15 protein-coding genes, 1 tRNA gene and 1 pseudogene are annotated in these 21,669 nt (G+C 40.3%); 14 read left to right on the forward strand and 3 right to left on the reverse strand.

Annotation, left to right across the window (positions count from 1 at the left end):
• The 4 genes and pseudogenes from QZT73_RS07225 to QZT73_RS07240 form a co-directional block, all read left to right on the forward strand.
• A pseudogene (locus QZT73_RS07225) lies at nt 1-352 on the forward strand (6-bladed beta-propeller); the annotation flags it as partial.
• A gap of 192 nt (nt 353-544) precedes the next feature.
• Nucleotides 545-2,308, forward strand: coding sequence for a 30S ribosomal protein S1 (gene rpsA / locus QZT73_RS07230; protein WP_291787471.1), 1,764 nt, complete (start codon nt 545-547; stop codon nt 2,306-2,308).
• Between the two features lie 259 nt (nt 2,309-2,567).
• Complete coding sequence (locus tag QZT73_RS07235; protein ID WP_363331088.1) at nt 2,568-3,734, forward strand: ATP-binding protein; 1,167 nt, start codon at nt 2,568-2,570, stop codon at nt 3,732-3,734.
• Nucleotides 3,735-4,030: 296 nt separating this feature from the next.
• Nucleotides 4,031-5,176 (forward strand): hypothetical protein, encoded by a 1,146-nt coding sequence (locus QZT73_RS07240; protein ID WP_291787423.1) that lies wholly within the window; start codon nt 4,031-4,033, stop codon nt 5,174-5,176.
• 55 nt (nt 5,177-5,231) lie between these two features.
• Here the strand turns inward: QZT73_RS07240 and QZT73_RS07245 are convergent, their stop codons facing one another.
• The 3 genes from QZT73_RS07245 to QZT73_RS07255 all read right to left on the reverse strand — a co-directional run bounded on the left by QZT73_RS07245 (nt 5,232) and on the right by QZT73_RS07255 (nt 8,157).
• Nucleotides 5,232-7,454, reverse strand: coding sequence for a molybdopterin cofactor-binding domain-containing protein (locus QZT73_RS07245; RefSeq protein ID WP_291787425.1), 2,223 nt, complete (start codon nt 7,452-7,454; stop codon nt 5,232-5,234).
• A gap of 3 nt (nt 7,455-7,457) precedes the next feature.
• Nucleotides 7,458-7,931 (reverse strand): (2Fe-2S)-binding protein, encoded by a 474-nt coding sequence (locus QZT73_RS07250; RefSeq protein WP_291787427.1) that lies wholly within the window; start codon nt 7,929-7,931, stop codon nt 7,458-7,460.
• A gap of 155 nt (nt 7,932-8,086) precedes the next feature.
• Nucleotides 8,087-8,157 (reverse strand) — tRNA-Cys (locus tag QZT73_RS07255).
• A gap of 370 nt (nt 8,158-8,527) precedes the next feature.
• Here QZT73_RS07255 and QZT73_RS07260 point away from each other — a divergent pair.
• The 10 genes from QZT73_RS07260 to cyoE are packed head-to-tail and all read left to right on the forward strand — an operon-like array spanning nt 8,528 to nt 21,669.
• A complete protein-coding gene (locus tag QZT73_RS07260) occupies nt 8,528-9,784 on the forward strand; it encodes a c-type cytochrome (protein ID WP_291781627.1) in 1,257 nt (418 codons plus the stop codon).
• A gap of 38 nt (nt 9,785-9,822) precedes the next feature.
• Nucleotides 9,823-12,897 carry a TAT-variant-translocated molybdopterin oxidoreductase gene (locus QZT73_RS07265; protein WP_291781624.1) on the forward strand — a complete coding sequence of 1,025 codons (3,075 nt, stop codon included), beginning with the start codon at nt 9,823-9,825 and terminating at the stop codon, nt 12,895-12,897.
• Nucleotides 12,898-12,914: 17 nt separating this feature from the next.
• On the forward strand, nt 12,915-14,279 hold the full coding sequence (gene nrfD, locus QZT73_RS07270; RefSeq protein WP_291781621.1) for an NrfD/PsrC family molybdoenzyme membrane anchor subunit: 1,365 nt from the start codon (nt 12,915-12,917) through the stop codon (nt 14,277-14,279).
• A 4-nt stretch (nt 14,280-14,283) separates the two neighbouring features.
• A complete protein-coding gene (locus QZT73_RS07275) occupies nt 14,284-14,814 on the forward strand; it encodes a DUF3341 domain-containing protein (protein WP_291781619.1) in 531 nt (176 codons plus the stop codon).
• 13 nt (nt 14,815-14,827) lie between these two features.
• Nucleotides 14,828-15,454, forward strand: coding sequence for a cytochrome c (locus tag QZT73_RS07280; RefSeq protein ID WP_291781614.1), 627 nt, complete (start codon nt 14,828-14,830; stop codon nt 15,452-15,454).
• A 2-nt stretch (nt 15,455-15,456) separates the two neighbouring features.
• Nucleotides 15,457-16,746, forward strand: a complete 1,290-nt coding sequence (locus QZT73_RS07285; protein ID WP_291781612.1) for a quinol:cytochrome C oxidoreductase — start codon at nt 15,457-15,459, stop codon at nt 16,744-16,746.
• Between the two features lie 21 nt (nt 16,747-16,767).
• Entirely contained in the window at nt 16,768-17,802 is a 1,035-nt protein-coding gene (locus QZT73_RS07290) for a cytochrome c oxidase subunit II (protein ID WP_291781609.1), read from the forward strand.
• 15 nt (nt 17,803-17,817) lie between these two features.
• Complete coding sequence (locus tag QZT73_RS07295; RefSeq protein WP_291781606.1) at nt 17,818-19,707, forward strand: cbb3-type cytochrome c oxidase subunit I; 1,890 nt, start codon at nt 17,818-17,820, stop codon at nt 19,705-19,707.
• Complete coding sequence (locus QZT73_RS07300) at nt 19,688-20,770, forward strand: COX15/CtaA family protein (protein ID WP_291781603.1); 1,083 nt, start codon at nt 19,688-19,690, stop codon at nt 20,768-20,770. The genes QZT73_RS07295 and QZT73_RS07300 overlap by 20 nt, the downstream gene beginning before the upstream one ends.
• Nucleotides 20,767-21,669, forward strand: a complete 903-nt coding sequence (cyoE, locus tag QZT73_RS07305) for a heme o synthase (protein ID WP_291781600.1) — start codon at nt 20,767-20,769, stop codon at nt 21,667-21,669. The genes QZT73_RS07300 and cyoE overlap by 4 nt, the downstream gene beginning before the upstream one ends.

The following is a 21,669-nucleotide window of genomic DNA, read 5'->3' on the forward strand; positions in this document are numbered from 1 at the left end:
AGAGTTAGATTTCTTAGGAAGATTTTTTGAAGAGACAGCATTCCATTTGGTTTTTCAGTGGAATAGGAAAAAAAGTCCATCAAGCAATCGGATTGTTGACTTTAGGATTGGTGTATTCGATAAAAGAAATAAACAGTCAAAAATAAGTTTACCGGATGATTTTACGAGGAAATTAGTTGGCCCATTGGCAGCTTTTGGCAATGATGTTTATTTCTACATCTTACTAAAGGATTTGATTCAAGTAGCTGACGCGGACATATTGTCAAAGTTCAGGGCTTACATCCAAGAGGATTTATCGTCAATAGGTGATTTGGACTTACCTGTTTTATTAAAAATGGAATTAGCAAAATAATATACACTATTAAGATAAGTATATAAGTTCAATTTTTTTCTGTTCTCCGTATTCAGTTTATGAATTTTTCCTACCTTTGCAGTCCGTTCGAGTGGACGGAGTCTTTGGCTTTAAAAAACAAGGGCTTTATCAATCACTAAAAACCTCAACCCCATGATCCTAGGGTTGTTGAAAATCAGGATCAATCATTATATGTCTGAACAAAAAGAGTTTAACTGGGACGATTTTGGCACCAAAGGTTTTGGTGAAGGCTATTCCAAAGAAAAAAGAGCCGAAATGGAGGCCCTTTACGAAGGTACGCTGAACGAAATCACCGAGAAAGAGGTCATCAAAGGTACTGTAGTGGGTATCAATGACAAGGATATCATCATCAATATTGGATTTAAGTCTGATGGATTGGTTCCTGCTTCTGAATTCCGTGATGTTCCTGAACTAAAAATTGGGGATGAGGTAGAGGTTTTCATTGAAGAGCAAGAGAATTCCTTGGGCCAATTGGTATTATCCAGAAAGAAAGCCAGAATGGTACGTGCATGGCAGGATATCGAAGATGCCCTTGCCGAAGACAATATCATCGAAGGTTTGGTGAAAAGAAGAACAAAAGGTGGTCTTATCGTAGATATATACGGTGTAGAGGCTTTCTTGCCAGGTTCCCAGATTGATGTGAAGCCTATCAGAGATTTCGATATCTATGTAGGTAAGCAAATGGAAGTCAAAGTGGTTAAAATTAACCATACGAACGATAATGTGGTTGTTTCTCACAAAGTATTGATCGAGAAGGATCTGGAGAAACAAAAAGCTGAAATTTTGAACAACTTGGAAAAAGGTCAGGTATTGGAAGGTGTGATCAAAAACATGACCAATTTCGGTGTATTCATCGATCTAGGGGGTGTAGATGGTCTATTGCACATTACTGATATTTCTTGGGGAAGAATCAACCATCCGGAAGAAGTACTCAATTTGGACGATAAGGTTCAGATTGTGGTTCTTGACTTTGACGATGACAAGAAGAGAATCTCTTTGGGTATGAAGCAGTTGACTGCTCATCCTTGGGATGCGCTTTCTGCTGATTTGGAAGTTGGTTCCAGAGTTAAAGGTAAAATTGTTAACGTAGCTGACTATGGTGCATTCCTTGAGTTGGCTGCTGGCGTTGAAGGATTGATCCACGTTTCCGAAATGAGCTGGTCTCAGCATCTGAGAAACCCTGCTGATTTTGTGAAAGTGGGTGATGAAATCGAAGCAGTTGTACTGACATTGGACAAAGACGAAAGAAAAATGTCTTTGGGCATCAAGCAGTTGACTGAAGATCCTTGGACCAAAGGTGACATGGTGACCAAATATGCAGTGGGAACCAAGCACAAAGGTGTAGTTAGAAACTTGACTAACTTCGGTCTTTTCCTTGAATTGGAAGAGGGTATCGACGGATTGGTACACGTTTCTGACCTTTCCTGGACCAAGAAAATCAAGCATCCTTCTGAGTTCGTAAAAGTAGGAGATGAATTGGATGTTGCGGTTCTGGAATTAGATGTAGAAAACAGAAGATTGGCCTTAGGTCATAAGCAATTGGAAGAAAACCCTTGGGATACTTTTGAATCTGTATTCCCTGTAGGTTCTGTGCACAAGTGTACGGTAGTTTCTAAAAACGACAAAGGTGCTGTCCTTGAGTTACCATATGGTCTTGAAGGATTCGCCACTTCCAAAAACTTGGAAAAAGAAGACGGTTCTTCTGTAGAGGTCGGTGAAGCTTTGGATTTCAAAGTAACTGAGTTCTCTAAAGACGATAAGAGAATTGTCCTTTCTCATACAGCGACGTTCAAAGAAGAAGCGAAGCCAGCTGCAGCACCTAAGAAAGCTGCTCCTAAGAAGAAAGTAGAAAGCACTCCGGAGGAGAAATCTACACTTGGAGATTTGGATGCTTTGGCGGAGTTGAAAGAGAAGATGGAAGGCGGGAAGAAGTAATAGACTAGAAGCGAGCCCTTCGACAGGCTCAGGGACCCAGATGAGAGTCTAAACTAGTGAATTATATAATTGAAAGTGGCTGTCGGAAGGCAGCCACTTTTTTTTATGGTTGGGAGGGAAAAATACCCATTTTAGAGCATATGGGCATGAGGTTGATGATGGAGTCAAATCAGGTAAGAATCCAAGATTTGTGATCCAAATCGAAAAATATATATAATTTTTGTGAATACATTCACAAAAATTATATTAAATTAGTGAATTGAAGTTTTTTCCCTCTATTATCATGTATCTAAGGACTATTGAAAGGGTATTGTCAGAAAAAATAAAATCAAGGTTTTTCAGAAACAAAGCCATACTGATATTTGGGCCTAGGCAGGTTGGAAAAAGTACCTTATGTCAATATTTGCTTGACCAAGTAAGAGAGCCGTTCTTGGTGCTCAATGGAGATGAGTCAGATGTCCAAGAGGTTTTGAGTAAAACCAATGCAACTAACTTAAGACAAGTGATTGGCAAAAATAGGATTTTGTTTATTGATGAAGCCCAAAGGATTCCAAACATAGGCCTTACCATCAAAATCATTGTGGACCAAATCAGGGATGTTCAGGTCATTGCATCAGGGTCATCATCTTTTGATTTGGCAAATGCCGCCAATGAGCCACTCACCGGAAGGAAATATGAATTTTTTCTTTTTCCCTTAAGTTTTGGGGAAATGGTTTCCCACCATGGGTTTTTGGAAGAAAAGCGATATTTGGAGCACAGAATGATTTATGGCTATTATCCAGAAATAGTTTCTAAGTCTGGCGAAGAAAAGGAATTATTAAAACTGCTTGCCGGCAGCTATTTGTACAAAGACCTTTTGATGTTGGAAAGCATTAAGAAGCCACTTTTACTAGAGCAGATTTTAAAAGCATTGGCTTTGCAATTAGGGAATGAAGTGAACTTTCACGAGTTGGGGCAGATAGTTGGCGCGGACAAAAATACCGTGGAAAAATATATAGACTTACTCGAAAAGGCTTTTGTAATATTCAAGGTTCCCGCTTTCAACAGAAATGTAAGGAATGAATTGAAAAAAGGGAAGAAAATCTATTTCTATGACTGTGGTGTCAGAAATGCTATATTGGGGAATTTCACAGGTATAGATAAAAGGTCTGATGCAGGTGGACTTTGGGAAAACTTTTTCCTGGTAGAAAGAATGAAATACCTAAGTTATGAATCCATGGATTTCAGACATTACTTTTGGCGTACTACCGCCCAACAGGAAATTGATTTTATAGAAGAATCAGAAGGTGAGCTTTTGGCCCTTGAATGTAAATGGAATAAAAACACCAAAGTCTATTTTCCCAGTACATTCAGGGAAGCATATCCACAAGCAAAACTGGATGTTGTAAATCCGGAAAACTTTGAAAAGTTTTTGATTGGCAGGTAGTTGATGTTAATTGGGTTCAGATAAAAATATCCCTATTAGAATCCCCGTTTTTGTACAGTTTTTCAACTTTTGATTCTAACAAACACAACTCTATTAGTTTGCCCTGTCTCAACCATTTTTACCCTCATTCTGATCTCTGAAAATGCCAAATTTTAGAATTCCTAATGCGTATTTCGGGTTAAACCATCATAAGCACCGTATGCGCTGTATTTTTAAGGGCAAAAGTTGGGGATTTCTGGATAAATTTTTAGTTTAATATTCCTGTTCTGAGTTTTGAATTAAAAATTAAATGACTTATGAATGCTTTTCGATTATTCGTACTGGGGATTTCTTTTCTTGCCTTCGGGCTGTTTTTCTCCTGTTCTAAAAGTGAAAAGGAAGCCTCATTGGCCACTGGTTCCAATGAATGGGAACTGGTTATTTTGGATTCTATTCAGGTGGATTATTTAGCTGATATAAGAGAGGGTACTTTTAATAATGGGATAGGTCTGATTAAGGATATTTCCAGTAGGACGTTAGTTAAGTTTGATACAACAGGAAGAATTCTTCTTAAAAAGGAATTCCCTCAAGAAGGTCCTGGATCAGTAATGTGGTTGCAGACTTTGGTTGAACATAATGGAGAATATTTTGGATTGACCTCATTCAAAGATATCTATCATTTCGATAAAGAGCTTAATATCAAAGAAACGCTTAAAATGCCTTTTTTAGGTGAAGCGAGAGGAGGGGCTTACAATAGAAAGAATATTACTGTTTGGAATGAAAAATTGCTTTTGTGGTACCCGGGGCGCGATGGTGTCAGTCCATATATAGACCATTTTCATAGAGATTATGCACTTTTGGAATTATTTGACTTGAAAACCAGAAATTCAATACCAGTAGTAAGAACACCTTCTACCTCAAAATTTAGTGGCGAGGATTTTCATGTAAGTCCAAGTATATCTTTTGCCATAGCCAATGATAGTCTTTATTTAGTGTTTTCAAATGAGCCTTTGATTCATGTTTATTCCATGGGGGATAGTATCCAATGGGTAAGAAGTATTGATATCGAAGCCTCAGATTTTAAATTGTTGCATGGACAGAAAACGCCTGTCACTTATCAGGAAATGATCAGAATGTATGAAGCAAGTGTTTATGGTATATTTACTGATGCCAAAAATATTATCCTCACCTATCATGGAGGGATTGATGAGGAAACTTTCGCCATTAACGAATTAAAGGAAAGGGAGAATTTTTACCGATATCCGGAATTTCTCAAAAACTACCTCAAAATTTATAACCACGGATTGGGATGGTCCAACCCGATAATGATTCCTGCCAAAATCAAACTGATCCTCAATATCGAATCAGTAGAAAAACCTTTTTATGCTTTAAGAGATGACGATTTCATTGGGGAAGAACATGATTTTTTGACCTTTTATAAGTTACAGTTGAGGAGAAAATGAATGAAACAGAATGGGATAGCTTAGTTTGACCGTGTTTTTTGTTTACCGTAGCCTATCACCAGTAAATCTTTTCCGCTGTAATCGGCAATTCCCTAATCCTTGTCCCTGTACAATCAAAAACAGCATTGGCAATGGCTGCCGCTACAGGACCTTGAGCCGCTTCCCCAGCACCCAGAGGTGGGAGATCGGGCCGGTTGATGACATATACCTGGACCTCAGGGATATCGTTAGTTCTCATGATAGGATAGCTGTTCCAGTCTTTACTCAAAACCCCATGTTCATCATACTTGACCGCTTCCATAAGTGTCCAACTGGCAGATTGTATCATGCCTCCCTCTGTCTGATTGATGATTCCATCAGGATTGATGCACTGTCCGGCTTCAATCACTCCCACCATTCTTGTTAACCTGAAAGCTTTCTCCAATGGATCCTTTTCTACTTCAGCCATCAGGGCAAAGTAGGCCGCTGTGTTTTTGTATTTGGCAAAGGCAATTCCATACCCTTTGTTCCCTGATCGTCCCATGGCATTCCAATTGGTCTTTGATTTCAATTCTTCCAAAACTGCGATAGCCCTTTCATCCTTCAGGTTATTGATCCGGAATGTGAATGGGTCCATGTCAGAAGCCTCAGCCAGTTCATCTATAAAAGATTCCAATGCAAAAATATTGGCATAGGCACCAAGCCCCCTGAGCGCAGAGGATCTCAAGGGACCATCATAGTTGAATAATTTTAAATTCAGGACAGGTATATCATATAAAGGAATGGCATTTCGGTAGGCCCCTCCTGAAAATCCTCCTTTTTTGAATTCAAAAGGATTTTCCAAATGCCGGGCAGAGATAAAGTGTCCCGCATCTCCACGTGGCCTGGTACTATGGGAGTCGGACCAGATTTTGCTGTCCCAAGCCTGTATCATGCCTTCTTTGTTTATTCCGGCCTCAAGTTCCATGATCATAGCAGAACCATAAGGTTCCCATTGGTGCTCATCTTCCCGCATCCATTGAAGTCGGATAGTTTTTTCAGGAAAGGCCTTGGCGATAAGCGCTGCTTCTGCAGATACGTCATCAGCACCATTGTGTCCATAACAGCCAGAACCAGGTACACCAATGCACCTGATATTTGTCAGCTCCACCTGAAAAAGGTCTGCCAGTGTGGACTGTAAAGGATATACCCCTTGGGTAGGAGACCAAACGGTAAGTTTTTCGTCCTCCCATTTTGCTAAGGCGCAGGAAGGACCCGCAGACCCATGCATGTGATAAGGGCGCTCATAGGTTGATTTGAGCCGAATAGGGGATTGGTTGATCTGAGATGTGGTATTCTTGTTTTCTTCAATGATTTCCGGCTTTTGGTCTTTGCTTCGCATATCGGCAAATAAGCGGTCAGGTAGAGGGTTTATGGTTGGTTTTTCCCAGATTGTTGCCTCTTTGAGTTTTTCCCAAGCCTTTACAGCCTGAAATTCTCTTTCAGCAATGACCGCAATAAAACTTCCATCCACAAAAAGCCCTAATACGCCAGGTAGTGCTTCCACTTTTACTTTGTCTATAGACAAAAGTCTGGCCCCATAAGTGGGGGGATGCAAAACTCGTGCATGCACTATGTCGGGAAATCTCAGATCCTGAACAAAGTGGGCTTTTCCTTTGACTAGCTCAAGAATATCCGCTCTTGGAATGGGTTTCCCCACATATTGGTGCCTCTTATGGTCCAATATCGGAGCTTCTCCTGAAATGGTTTTTTCATAGTATTGGCCATCCAGGAGTTCCCAGTAACTGGTTTTTTTGTTTCGAAGTCCTTTGATGGTTCCGTCTGATAAGTTCAAGTCTTCCAGGGAGCATTCCAATTTTGTTGAAGCAAGCTGCAACAGGAATAATTTGGCCTCTGCTGCTGCCTCGCGGATGGCTTTTCCACTTCCTTCAATAGAGTTGCTGCCTGAAGTGTAGCCCTCATTGGCTGTCTGACCGGTGTCACCATTGATGATATGGCATCTTTGGATATCCACTTCCAGTTCATCGGCTGCTATTTGGATCAGGGCAGTCCGGATACCTTGTCCCAATTCTTTTTTACCTGTTAATACGGTCACATGCCCTTCCGCATCAAGCCTTATCCAGGAATCAATCAGCTCTCTCCCTCCATGAGGTCTTTCCGGAATGCCTGAGTAGGCATGAAAGATACTAGGATCCTTTTCCGCAGGGCTGCAGTTCAATAAGGGGAAAAGGTTGAAGCCTATTAGGAATTGCCCGGTAGTTTTCAAAAAAGTTCGTCTATCTGTGTTCGAAAGCTGCATGATTTACAAGTTTGAAGTGGAAGATGCTGCCTTTTTTACAGCCTTAATAAAGCGGCTGTGTGTGCCACATCGGCAAATAACCCGGTTCAATGCGGATCTGATTTCTTGCTCGTTAGGGTTTGGGTTCCCTTCCAGCAACTCTAATGCGGCCACCATCATTCCGTTGACACAGTATCCACATTGCGCAGCCTGGGCTTCAAAAAAAGCCTCCTGTAACACATGAAGTTTATCCCCATTGGAAAGACCTTCTATGCTTTGAATCTTTTTTCCTTCAAAAGAGGCGCATGGTATTCTGCAGGTGTAACTGGCTTCACCATCTACCAAAACCAAGCAGGAACCACACTGGTGTAAACCACAGCCGTACTTGGGGCCATTTAACCCAAATTCTTCTCTGAGGACATATAACAGTGGTTCTTCCGGATCAACTTCCACAGTTTTGACTGCTCCGTTGACCCGTAATTCAAGGGGCTTTTTCATTATTGACAAAAATGACGAATTATTAATCTAAGCATTTAGATGAAAAAATCCAATGATATAGGTACTATTGAGGAAAATAGCAATCCTGGATGTGAAAGATTTGTCAGTTCTGGGGGAATTAAAAAAAGCATCTGCCAATGCAGATGCTTTTTGAGAGGTCGCGAGCGGATTCGAACCGCTGTACAAGGTTTTGCAGACCTCTGCCTAACCGCTCGGCCACGCGACCAAACTAAATTGGAATGCAAATGTAGAGAAACTGGCGCTTAATCCAAAAGTAAATTGGAAAATAATGCTTCCGTTATAAAGACTGTTTATTTTGCTTATCAATAAATTTTATGCTTTCTAAGTCGCCTTCTTGAAGGTGCATTGTACAATTCTACTAAATGTCACGATATTGTACTATTTATAATTATTCTAAATTAATTGCAATCTTTAAAAATTTGATTTAAAATATTGATTAACAATAAGTTATTTGTGAACCTGTAATTATTTAACCCTCTTGCTACCAATTCCGTTCAAGTTTGAAAAATAGAATTGGGGTAGTACATTTGCAGTGCTCATAAAAAGTGCAATAAACTGTTTAATTAAAAATAAATATGTCGATCAAGCGCTCATTAACAAGTGTTCCTATGAAGTCAAGCTTCTTTATGATGCTCTTCTTTCTATTATTGGGTACACAGGTCTTTGCGGCTAATCCGGAAGTTTCTGACAGTGAAGAAGCAATAGCGGCTGGGAAATCCATTTTCAATGCCAATTGTAGGTCCTGTCATAGATTAGACCAAAAAAACGTAGGTCCTGCTCTTAGAGGCGTAACAGACCGTCATTCCATTGATTGGACCAAAAGCTTCATTCGTAATTCCCAGGTTTTGATTGCATCAGGCGATGCAGAAGCTGTGGCAATTTACAATGAATACAATCAATTGGTTATGCCTGCCCATGAATTCCTGTCAGATGATGATTTGATGAATTTGTTGGCCTATATTGAGTATGGAGACAAGGCAGATGCGACAGCGGCCGCTGAAGGTGGAGGTGGAGTCGCTGCTAGTGGAGGAGGAGGAATACCAAGTGAGTACCTCACTATTATACTAGGGGTATTGGTGGTAGTGTTGTTATTGATTTTGGTTGTACTGGGATTGATTATCTCTGTATTGACCAAATACTTGAAGTCCCAGTCACTCGAAGAAGATGACAAAGAGTTTTTGAGTCAGAAGTTCGATTTTAAAAAACTTGTGCGTTCAGATGCTTTCCTCATCATCATAACGGCATTGGTGATAGCTTTGGTAGCGAAGACCGCTTTGGACGAACTTTACACCGTTGGTGTACAGCAGGGCTATGCACCTAAACAACCCATAGCTTTCTCTCACCAACTACACGCCGGGCAGTATGAGATGGAATGTCAATATTGCCACACGGGTGTAGAAATTGGTAAATCTGCCAACATACCCTCGGCTAATATTTGTATGAATTGCCATATGCACATACAAAATGTAGGCGGAAAAGATGGTATTTCTCCCGAAATCGCCAAAATATACGCTGCCGTAGACAACAATCAGCCAATTGAATGGGTAAGGGTACATAATTTACCAGATTTATCTTATTTCAATCACGCGCAACACGTTGCTGTTGGTGGATTAGAGTGTCAGACTTGTCATGGTCCAATTGAAGAAATGGAAGTCGTATATCAGCACAGTTCCTTAACCATGGGATGGTGTATCGATTGCCATAGGCAAACTGATATTCGAGCTGATGGCAATGAGTATTATGACAAATTGGTTCAATTGCACAGCGGATCTAAAAACTCACTCAAAGTAAAAGACATTGGTGGGTTGGAATGTGCCAAGTGCCACTATTAATTTAAATCAATTCAGAACTTACTTTTCTTGAATATACAATGAAAGAAAATAAAAAGACCTACTGGAAAGGGTTAGAAGAGCTAACAAATGAAGAGTCGTTTGTAAAAAATGCTGACAGAGAATTTCCTGAGGGCCCGTCTAATCTTGATGGATCTTCCAGAAGGGATTTCCTCAAATTAATGGGCTTTAGCTTGGCTGCGGCCTCATTAGCAGCTTGTGAAGCGCCCGTAAGAAAGGCGATTCCTTATGTAAACAAGCCTGTGGATATTAATCCTTCTATCCCCAATTATTATGCGTCAACTTTTGCTTCTGGAGGTGATTATGCCTCAATCGTAGTCAAAACCAGAGAAGGCAGGCCTATCAAAATAGACGGTAATGATCTGTCACCTATATCGCAAGGTGGCGTTTCTGCAATAGTAGAGGCTTCAGTTTTATCTCTTTACGATAAGCAAAGGCTTTCAGACCCTATGATGAACGGGGAGAAAGTGGAATGGGCTGCGCTTGATGCAGAAATCAAATCCAAATTAATGGCTGCTGGCAATGTAAAAATTGTCACCAATACTATTCTCTCTCCTTCTACCGAAAAGGCCTTGGACGCGTTTGCGGCTGCTTTTGGTGATGCAGAAGTGATCACTTATGACGCGGTTTCCAGTTATGGGATTACAAAAGGAGCTGAGACTTCTTATGGAGAAGCCATATTGCCTACCTATCATTTCGATAAAGCTTCCGTTATTGTGAGCTTTGGGGCTGATTTCTTAGGTACTTGGATTTCTCCCATTGAATTTGCTAAGCAATATAGCAAAGGAAGGAAAATCAGCAAGGACAAGCCTTACATGTCCAGGCATTTTCAATTTGAATCCAATCTTTCCCTCACGGGAGCCAATGCTGATTATAGGACACCAATTAGAGCCTCACAAAGTGGATTGGCAGTTTTGGCATTATACAATGCCATCGCTAAAAAAGCGGGTGCCTCTACAGTTACTGGAGCTGCAGTAGAGATTGATTACCTTGATAAAGCAGCGAATGAACTTTGGGCAAACAGGGGGAAATCATTGGTGGTTTCAGGCTCCAATGATCCAAATGTCCAAATAGTTATCAATGCAATCAATGATCTTTTAGGTAACAACGGGTCAACAGTAGATTTTTCTACACCATCTTATTTTAGAAAAGGTGACGACTCGAAAATGAATCAATTCACTGCTGATTTGAAAGCAGGTAGAGTAGGAGGTGTAATATTCTATAACTGTAACCCGGTATATGATTATGTTAAGGGAGCAGATATTGCAGAAGGAGTTTCCAAGGCCAAAGTTTCCTTGGCTACCAATGCAACTTTGGATGAAACCGCTTCATTATGTCAATATGTGGCACCGGATCACCACTTTTTAGAATCATGGAATGACTTTAATCCACGTAAGGGGCATTACAGTTTATCCCAACCCACAATTTCTCCCTTATTCAATACGAGACAAGCGCAGGAGTCCTTTTTGATCTGGGCTGGAAATGATACCAATTATTATGATTTTCTTCAGGATAATTGGCGTACAACGCTATTTGAGTCCCAGTTAGAAATATCTGGTTTCCAAGAGTTTTGGGACAGATCTCTTTTCAATGGTGTTTATGCCATGCCAAGTGAGCCTACTGCATTGAGTGGTGCTGCAGATGTAAGTGCAGCAGCCTCAGCAATTGCTCGGGTATATAAGGCAGAAAATTCAAGCGATGAGCTTGTTGTTTACACCAAAGTAGGTATTGGAAACGGTACTTTCGCCAATAATCCCTGGTTGCAGGAAATGTCTGATCCAATTTCTAAGGCTACATGGGACAATTACCTTACTGTTTCGCAGTCATGGGCTGCTGACAATGGGGTGAAAATGTTTGAAGGGGCTACAAGAAAAGCGAGGATAACTGTTGGAGAAAAGTCTGTTTTAGTTCCTGTATTGGTTCAGCCGGGGCAGGCCAAGGGTACCTTTGGATTGGCATTAGGTTATGGAAGAACTAAAGCTGGAAGGGTTGCCAATGGTGTAGGTGTAAATGCCTACGAGCTATTGAACAATGCCAATGGTTTTACTGCTTTTGAACTTACAGAAGGCGTGTCAATTCAATTGACTGATGACACTTACAAAATAGCACAGACTCAAACCCATCAAACTTATATGGGCAGGGATTTTGTCATTCAAGAAGCTACTTTAGGAGAATACAAAGAAAATCCTTCTGCTGGAAGAGATTTCCCTAAAGTATATAAAGACGGTGAATTTGTTAAGCCTTCCAAGATTTCACTTTGGAAAGGGCACAAGTATTCCCAACATCATTGGGGACTGGCCATTGACATGAATTCCTGTATAGGATGTGGTGCTTGTACGATTGCCTGTCAGGTAGAGAACAATGTATCTGTGGTTGGTAAGCAGGAAGTATTGAACAGGAGGGAAATGGCCTGGATCAGAATTGACAGGTATTATTCATCTCCTGAAGGTGCTTCTTCCAATAAGGAGTTGGAGCAGGCAGCTGATAATCCAGAAGTGATTTTCCAACCTATGATGTGTCAGCATTGCAACAATGCACCTTGTGAAACGGTGTGTCCAGTTGCGGCGACTACGCACTCATCTGAAGGTTTGAACCAAATGACCTACAACAGGTGTATCGGTACGAGGTACTGTGCCAACAACTGTCCCTATAAAGTAAGAAGGTTTAACTGGTTCAAATACCATGACAATAAGGAGTTTGCAGCTGTGAATGTGGCTCAAAACGATGATCTTGGCAAGATGGTGCTTAATCCTGATGTTACTGTAAGGGCGAGAGGTGTGATTGAAAAATGCTCTATGTGTGTACAAAGGATCCAAGCGGGTAAATTGACAGCCAAGAAAGAAGGAAGAAAGGTAGAAGATGGAGATATCAATACTGCTTGTGCTACAGCCTGCCCAACAGATGCCATTGTCTTTGGAGACATGAACAATCCAGAAAGTAAAATCACAAAATTGCTTCAAATTGAAGATCAGGGTGATGCTGCTTCGAAAGAAGTCAATGAAGAAAGGGCGTACCATGTATTGGAATACTTGAATGTTAATCCAAACGTATGGTATTTTACCAAAATCAGAAATAAGGATAAATCAGAAGCGTAATAATAATTTTATAAGATATGCAGGTAACTTCATCCGTACGCGAGCCGCTAATTACAGGCGGTAAAACCTTAAAAGATGTCACCCACGACATTTCCAGACAGGTAGAAGGGAAGCCAAGTATTGGCTGGCTTCTTGGCTTGTTGGTATCAGTGGGCGCACTTGTACTAGGAGGTATTGCCCTAGGGGCAACCCTTTGGGAAGGTATAGGCATGTGGGGACTCAACAAAACCATAGGCTGGGCCTGGGATATCACCAACTTCGTGTGGTGGGTCGGTATTGGTCACGCAGGTACTTTGATCTCCGCTGTTCTTTTATTGTTCAGACAAAAATGGAGAATGGCGATCAATAGGGCCGCAGAAGCGATGACTATTTTTGCCGTGATTTGTGCCGCCATGTTCCCGATTATCCACATGGGGCGTCCTTGGTTGGGTGCTTATTGGGCACTCCCATTACCCAATACATTTGGTTCTTTATGGGTAAACTTTAACTCCCCATTGTTGTGGGATGTGTTTGCCATATCTACTTATTTCTCTGTCTCTTTAGTCTTCTGGTATATTGGTTTAATTCCTGATTTTGCCACTATCAGAGATCGTGCCACTGGCATAAGAAAGTCCATTTATGGGGCATTGGCATTTGGTTGGGATGGAGCTGCCAAAACATGGAGCAGGTACGAATCAGTTGCGCTGATCTTGGCGGGTCTTGCAACTCCTCTTGTACTTTCTGTACATACCATTGTATCTTTTGACTTTGCTACTTCAGTAATTCCCGGATGGCATACTACAATCTTCCCTCCATATTTCGTGGCAGGTGCGATTTTCTCTGGTTTTGCGATGGTTTTGACTTTGATGATTATCACAAGAAAAGTCTTCAAATTGGAGGATTATATCACTATTGGCCACATAGAATTGATGAATATAGTAATCATTATCACTGGGTCGATAGTAGGAATTGCCTACATTACTGAATTCTTTATGGCGTGGTATTCCGGTGTTGAGGCCGAGCAGTATGCATTTATCAATAGGGCATTTGGTCCTTATTGGTGGGCTTATTGGGCCATGATGACCTGTAATGTGATATCCCCACAGTTGTTTTGGTTCAAAAGAATAAGGACTTCAGTTGCTCTTACCTTTTTGCTTTCTTTGGTGGTAAACATTGGGATGTGGTTTGAGCGATTTGTTATTATTGTGACCTCATTACACAGGGATTTCCTTCCATCTTCTTGGGCGATGTTCTACCCTACCTGGGCAGACATTGGAGTTTACCTGTTTACCTTTGGTCTGTTCTTTACATTGTTCTTGTTGTTTGCCAAATTCTTCCCGGTAATCAACATGGCAGAAGTAAAGTCAATTGTTAAGAGTTCATCAGAAAAAGTTAATAAATAAGCACATGGAAAGAGATAAGAATTTTATCCTCGGAGTTTATGATGATGAGGATGTTTTGCTGGATGCAGTCTCAAAGGTGAGAGGAAGTGGTGTAAAGATACATGAAGTTTACTCTCCGTTCCCAGTCCATGGACTCGATGAAGTTCTGGGTTACAAGAGAAGCAGATTGCCTATTGCGGCGTTTCTTTTCGGAATGCTTGGTACCACACTTGCGCTGGTGATGCAGTTTTATATGATGAAATGGGATTGGCCTATGATAATTGGAGGTAAGGACTATGCATCTTTGCCCACCTTCATTCCGGTTACTTTTGAAATGACGGTACTTTTGTCGGCTTTTGGAATGGTTGGGGTATTTATGATCTCCAGCAATCTTAAGCCCTGGGGTCAGCCAAGGATCTTTGATCTAAGAATCACTGATGACAAACATGTAATGGCCATTGATTTGGCCACAAACTCAGGCATGGGAGAGGAGAATATTGCTGATGTGCTTAAGTCTTCGGGAGCCACTGAGATTAATAAAAAAAGTTTTGAATAGGTAAATAGAAGTCATGAAAATAAAATATTCTATATACACTTTAGTATTCACGGGAATAGCTTTTGGATTGGCCTCCTGTGGTGCATCGGGAGATAATCCCGGGTATGAATATGCCCCGCAGATGTATAACTCTGTGGCTTATGAGCCCCTTACTCAAATTGTAAATGAAGATGAGGGAGGATGGCTTTCTTCCAGAGAGGATGGAAAAGGAGAATTCTTTAACAGCAATATCAATAACCCACATAGAATGAATATGAGGGAGCCTGTTGAAGGAACTGTACCTAGGACCAAGGATGGTACTTTGCCTTACCGATTGAAAACCTTTGAATTGGAGGAGGCTGCTTTGATACCAAACCCTATTGAACTGAATGATCAAGTGCTGGCCCAAGGAAAGGTGCTTTACCAACAGTATTGCGCCACTTGCCATGGTCCAAATGGGGAAGGCGATGGAAAAGCAGGAGAAGTAGTAGGTGGGGTAGCCAACCTAAAAGGCGGTGCATATATTGATCTTCCTGAGGGGCATATTTTTCATGTGATTATGAAGGGTAAAGGCAGAATGGGAGCACATGGTTCTCAAATTTCCCAGGATAGGATTTGGAAAATTGTTCATTATGTTAAACAAGAAATTCAGAAGCAGTAATCATGGCCCACAGTACTACGAATTATAATCTGGATCAGAAATTTGATTTTACAGCGGCGCTGAAAAAATCAATTACCACTGTATTGGTATTAGGTGCAGTAATCCTTGCTATAGGATTAATTGCTGAAATTTTCGGAGGAAGTCATGATCAAGCCGAGGAAGCTGGTCATGCATACCATTGGTATCATAGGCTATATGCCAATTTATGGATCAATAATGTTTACTTTACAGGAATTGCCGTAATCGGTGTTTTCTTTTTTGCATTACAATATGCTGCCCAGGCGGGATGGTCTGCTGGTTTCCTTCGCATTCCTTTATCATTTGGAAATTGGCTGCCTATCGCTGCGGGGTTAATGATAGTTACTTTCTTTGTAGCAAGCCATGATATCTTTCACTGGACCCACAGTTACCTGTTTGATAAAAGTCATCCTGAATATGACAAAATCATAGATGATAAAGGTGGTTTTTTTTATTGGCCGATGGAGAAAGGAACCTTTCCTATTTTCTACATAGTGAGATTGGTCCTTTTCTTTGGTTTCTGGATATTCTTTTTTAATAAACTGAAGACCTTAGCCTTTGAGGAGGATATTCAAGGTGGTACGGGTTATTGGAAAAAAATGAGAGTATGGTCTGCCCTTTTCTTGGTTTTCTTTGCAGTATCTTCATCCATTGCTGCTTGGGACTGGGTAATGTCCATTGATACACACTGGTTCTCTACCCTCTTCGGTTGGTATGTATTTTCATCTTGGTTTGTTGCTGGCTTGTCAGCCATTACACTGATTCTTATTTTCCTTAGGGAAAAAGGCTACCTGGAAATGGTAAATGAAAACCATGTACATGATCTTGGAAAATTGATTTTTGGATTTTCCATTTTCTGGACTTATCTCTGGTTCTCTCAATTCCTTCTGATTTATTATGCGAATATACCTGAGGAGACAGTTTACTTTGCAGAGAGAATGCAAAGTGATGTGTACAGCCCGTATATTTTTGTAAATCTAGCGCTAAACTTCTTTCTACCTTTTCTTGTTTTAATGACAAGAGATGCTAAAAGACATGCTATATTTCTGAAAGTAGTTTGTTCTTTGATCATCTTGGGACACTGGTTTGACTTCTTTTTGATGGTACAGCCAGGAACTTTAAGAGAACATGGAGGATTTGGTTTGATGGAACTTGGTATGTTGTTGGTTTACTTGGCTTCTTTTGCGCTGGTAGCAATGAGTAAATTAGCTAAAAAACCATTGATTGCTAAAAACCATCCAATGTTGGAAGAAAGTTATTATCATAATATTTAATTATCCGAAAAAAATAACATTATGTACGGATTTCTAATTGCAGTTGGTGTTTTGTTGCTTGTATCCATAATTTGGATGGTGTACAGAATACAGACATTGGTATCTGTTATGAAAGGCAGTGACAAAAAAATCGCTACCGGCAGTAACAAAATCAATGCTTTCATGTTTGTCCTGTTTTTGGTAGGTGCTGGAATTTTGATGTTTTGGTACTCCATAAAAGAGTTTGATAATTATCAATTGCCAATTGCCTCTGAGCATGGTATAGTGACAGATCAATTATTTTGGATTACCATGGCTGTTACTGGTGTAATCTTTATAATCACACATATTTTATTGTTTTGGTTTCCCTATAAATACCAATACAAGGAAAGCAGAAAAGCATCCTTTTATCCTGACAATAACAAACTGGAAGTCATATGGACAGTTGTTCCTGCTATTGTTTTGGCATTATTGGTTATTGGTGGATGGAAAGCTTGGTCTGACATCACTGCACCTGCGCCTGAAAATTCACATGTAGTTGAAATTATGGGATATCAATTTGCTTGGGAAGTAAGGTATCCGGGTATGGATAATGTTCTTGGAGAGCATGATTATAGGCTTACCTCAGCTAGTAATGTATCAGGTATTGATTTTACAGATAAAAACTCCTTAGACGATTTCACTTCACCGGTTGTTGTAATTCCAAAAGGAGAACCTGTTTTGTTTAAAATCAGAGCCAGAGACGTTTTGCATTCTGTTTTTGCCCCGCACATGCGGTTGAAAATGGATGCTGTTCCGGGGATGCCCACAAGATTTTGGTTTACTCCTATCAAGACAACTGAAGAGATGAGAGCAGAGTTGAATGACCCTGAATTCGTCTATGAAATAGCCTGTACGGAAATTTGTGGAAGAGGACATTTTTCCATGAAAAAAGAAATTCGAGTTGTAGAACCCGATGAATACAGGAAGTGGTTGGCAGATCAAAAACCATATATAGTTAATAATCCCTCTTTGGTTGCTGATCTTCCCGAAGAATTAAAAGAATTAGCTGCAATAACAATCAGCGAACATAAGTAAATAAATTATCAAATTATGGCAACAGCTAACACAGCTACAAACAGTGCTGCTGCTCATGATCATCACGATCACGAGCATCACGATAATTTTATCACCAAATATATCTTTACAACAGATCATAAAATGATCGGTAAGCAATTCTTGATTACCGGTATGTTGTGGGCATTTATTGGTGGATTAATGTCAGTTATTTTCAGGTTGCAATTAGGATTTCCTGATATGAATCTGGAATGGTTAAGGCCACTATTAGGAGGTTGGATAACTGCTGACGGAGCGTTGGATCCTGAATTCTATTTGGCCTTGGTAACAATGCACGGTACCATCATGGTGTTTTTTGTATTGACTGCCGGTTTGAGTGGTACATTTTCTAACTTCTTGATTCCACTTCAAATTGGTGCCCGTGATATGGCTTCCGGTTTCATGAATATGCTTTCATATTGGTTCTTCTTTGTATCCAGTGTGATTATGTTCATATCGTTATTTATTGAATCGGGACCAGCTTCAGGTGGTTGGGTGGTTTATCCCCCACTTTCTGCACTTGAGCAAGCAATGCCTGGTTCGGGACTTGGAATGACCTTATGGTTGATTGCAATGACATTTTTCATAGCGTCTTCCTTATTGGGTGGTATCAATTATATCACCACTGTAATCAATTTGAGAACAAAAGGCATGTCATTTTCTAGGTTGCCTTTAACAATATGGGCTTTCTTTTTAACAGCCATTATAGGATTGTTATCATTTCCTGTTTTATTCTCAGCAGCATTGCTTTTAGTATTTGATAGAAGTTTTGGTACAAGTTTCTACTTGTCAGACATCTACATTGGCGGTGAAGCACTGCCCAACACTGGCGGTAGTCCAGTATTGTACCAGCACCTTTTCTGGTTCTTGGGTCACCCTGAAGTATACATTGTTTTGTTGCCAGCACTAGGTATTACTTCAGAGATTATAGCTACGAATTCCAGAAAACCAATATTCGGTTATAAAGCGATGGTGATATCCATGCTTGGTATCACGATTTTGTCTTTTGTGGTATGGGCACATCACATGTTCGTTTCGGGTATGAATCCATTCTTAGGATCCATATTTATGTTCCTGACATTGATCATCGCTATTCCATCTGCTGTTAAGGTATTTAATTATCTGACTACATTATGGAGGGGAAATTTAATTTTCACGCCTGGAATGCTGTTTTCAATTGGTTTGGTTTCCTTCTTCATATCCGGAGGACTTACTGGAATTTTCCTTGGAAATTCAGCTATCGATATTCAATTACATGATACATACTTTGTGGTTGCGCACTTCCACCTTGTGATGGGCTCAGCCTCTTTCTTTGGATTGATGGCGGGAGTTTATCATTGGTTTCCAAAAATGTTTGGTAGAATGATGGATGCAAGATTAGGATACGTGCATTTCTGGCTGACATTTATTGGGGTGTATTTGGTTTTCTTCCCAATGCATTATATAGGGATTGCAGGTTTTCCTAGGAGGTACTACTCTTGGACAACCTTTGAATTCACAAACATGTATACTGATTTGAATATGTTTGTATCTGTTGCCGCAATCATTACTTTCGCTGCACAGTTAATTTTTGTGTTCAACTTCTTCTATTCCATGTACAGAGGAAGAGTTGCTACGCTAAATCCTTGGAGGTCCAATACTCTGGAGTGGACAACACCGCTTCACCCTGGGCATGGAAACTGGCCTGGTGAAATACCCACAGTATACAGATGGCCATACGATTATTCTAAGCCCGGTGCAGAAGAGGACTATATTCCTCAGACTGTTCCTTTATCTGCCACACCAGAGTCTAACCTTCCGCACGAACAGGAGTTAGTAAAACTCGAAAAAGAAATTATTGCAGATGAAGAGGCTGATTTAGTTGCGAATGAAGCAAGACAAGTTTAAAAATATAAGTAGCTTCCGCAGGATCTCATTGATCACTGTGGTAGCTGTTTATTTTCTGATTTTAATCGGCGGGGTTGTTAGGAGTACTGGCTCAGGAATGGGTTGTCCGGATTGGCCGAAATGTTTTGGGAGCTGGGTTCCACCTACAAGTGTGGATCAGCTCCCAAATGATTATCAGGACATTTACTTAGCCAAAAGGGTTAAGAAAAACGAGGGTTTCGCTGCTCAATTAGAGGGCCTTGGTTTTAAAAGTAAAGCGGAAGAAATAAAAAATGATCCGACAATACTTATTGAAGAAGAATTCAATGCAGTAAAAACCTGGATAGAATATGTCAATAGGTTAATTGGTGCGGTGATTGGGTTATTAATCTTATTTACATTCTATCGCTCTATAGCGCTTTGGTCGTTAGATAAAGGAATAACCTTACTGTCTTTCTTTAACCTTGTTCTCGTTTTATTCCAAGCATGGATTGGATCTATAGTAGTATCTACCAATTTACTCCCTTGGATGATAACTGTACATATGCTCTTGGCCTTATTGATTGTATGCTTATTGCTGTATACTCACTACAGGTCTTACAGATTAAAATATCCCGTACAGTTTAAAACAGAAAAGCCTGGTCTATTGTATGGGATCATGTTATTGAGCATCCTTCTAATGGTGGTTCAGGTGGTTATGGGGACCCAAGTAAGGGAAGCTGTGGACACAGTAGCCTTCCAAATGGGCAATATGATGAGGGGTGAATGGATTGATATGTTGGGAATTACTTTCCTTGTTCATAGGTCTTATTCGCTGTTATTATTGGGTTTGACCCTGTTTTTTGTATACAAAGTATATAAATACAGTCTAAGGAATGTCAGCCTGTTTAAATGGACGCAGGCCTATGGATTGGTGGTATTGGTTGAGATTGGTTCAGGTGTGGGAATGGCTTATTTTGCTATTCCAGCTTTCCTTCAACCGATTCACCTACTATTTGGATCCTTGATTATTGGGATTCAATTTGTGATTCTTTTATTGTTAAAAGATCAAAAAAAATTAAATGTTGAAAAAATCGTTTCATGAGAGCGCTTAATATATCCGATACTGCATTATTTGAATTACTGACCTTAAGGGCCAAGGCTTACTTTGAGTTGGTAAAGTTCAGACTTTCTGCTTTGGTCACCTTTTCTGCTGCTTTTGGCTTTATTTTAGGTGATTCCGGAACTTTTTTTTCCTGGGGGTCTTTTGTAGCCCTTATTATTGGAGGTTTCCTAATCACAGGAGCTTCTGGTGCAGCCAATGAAATACTGGAAAGGGATTACGATAAATTGATGAAGAGAACTCAGAATAGGCCCTTGCCTCTGAATCAGATATCTCTTCAAGAAGCCTATTGGTTTACCTTTATCGTAGGGTTTACTGGTATCGGGATTTTATGGCTGTTTACCAATCCGCTGACAACGGCTCTAGGGGTATTGAGCATGATATTGTATATCTTCGTTTATACACCTCTTAAGCGTGTAGGTCCAATTGCGGTATTTGTTGGTGCGATTCCTGGAGCTATGCCACCGCTTTTGGGTTGGACTGCAGCTACTGGAATGATCGGTCATGAGGCCTTGATCTTATTTGGTATTCAGTTTATTTGGCAATTTCCCCATTTTTGGGCAATTGCATGGGTTAGTGATGAAGATTATAAAAAAGCAGGATTTAAGTTGCTACCAAGTGGTGGTAAGAAGGACTTGAATACGGCTATTCAGATAATGATTTATACATTATTTTTATTGCCTTTAGGACTATTGCCTACTTACTTTGGATTAACAGGTCTGAATTCCGGCATTGTTGCCACTGTTTGTGGCGTGCTTTTCCTGGCGCAGACCTTTTCACATATGAGAGATTGTTCGAGGAAATCAGCGCTTAAGATCATGTTTGGATCCTTCTTGTATTTGCCTATAGTTCAGATTGCGTATTTGTTGGATAAGATTTAA

Origin of the sequence: Cecembia sp. (assembly GCF_007126775.1) — a bacterium.
In the GTDB taxonomy this organism is placed as follows: Bacteria; Bacteroidota; Bacteroidia; order Cytophagales; family Cyclobacteriaceae; genus Cecembia.

What these genes read in the sequence shown, in the direction of transcription:
- rpsA (WP_291787471.1), top strand. Translation starts at nt 545, where the DNA reads ATGTCTGAACAAAAAGAGTTTAACTGGGACGATTTTGGCACCAAAGGT.
- QZT73_RS07240 (WP_291787423.1), top strand. Translation starts at nt 4,031, where the DNA reads ATGAATGCTTTTCGATTATTCGTACTGGGGATTTCTTTTCTTGCCTTC.
- QZT73_RS07245 (WP_291787425.1), bottom strand. Translation starts at nt 7,454, where the DNA reads ATGCAGCTTTCGAACACAGATAGACGAACTTTTTTGAAAACTACCGGG.
- QZT73_RS07250 (WP_291787427.1), bottom strand. Translation starts at nt 7,931, where the DNA reads ATGAAAAAGCCCCTTGAATTACGGGTCAACGGAGCAGTCAAAACTGTG.
- QZT73_RS07260 (WP_291781627.1), top strand. Translation starts at nt 8,528, where the DNA reads ATGTCGATCAAGCGCTCATTAACAAGTGTTCCTATGAAGTCAAGCTTC.
- QZT73_RS07265 (WP_291781624.1), top strand. Translation starts at nt 9,823, where the DNA reads ATGAAAGAAAATAAAAAGACCTACTGGAAAGGGTTAGAAGAGCTAACA.
- nrfD (WP_291781621.1), top strand. Translation starts at nt 12,915, where the DNA reads ATGCAGGTAACTTCATCCGTACGCGAGCCGCTAATTACAGGCGGTAAA.
- QZT73_RS07275 (WP_291781619.1), top strand. Translation starts at nt 14,284, where the DNA reads ATGGAAAGAGATAAGAATTTTATCCTCGGAGTTTATGATGATGAGGAT.
- QZT73_RS07280 (WP_291781614.1), top strand. Translation starts at nt 14,828, where the DNA reads ATGAAAATAAAATATTCTATATACACTTTAGTATTCACGGGAATAGCT.
- QZT73_RS07285 (WP_291781612.1), top strand. Translation starts at nt 15,457, where the DNA reads ATGGCCCACAGTACTACGAATTATAATCTGGATCAGAAATTTGATTTT.
- QZT73_RS07290 (WP_291781609.1), top strand. Translation starts at nt 16,768, where the DNA reads ATGTACGGATTTCTAATTGCAGTTGGTGTTTTGTTGCTTGTATCCATA.
- QZT73_RS07295 (WP_291781606.1), top strand. Translation starts at nt 17,818, where the DNA reads ATGGCAACAGCTAACACAGCTACAAACAGTGCTGCTGCTCATGATCAT.
- QZT73_RS07300 (WP_291781603.1), top strand. Translation starts at nt 19,688, where the DNA reads ATGAAGCAAGACAAGTTTAAAAATATAAGTAGCTTCCGCAGGATCTCA.
- cyoE (WP_291781600.1), top strand. Translation starts at nt 20,767, where the DNA reads ATGAGAGCGCTTAATATATCCGATACTGCATTATTTGAATTACTGACC.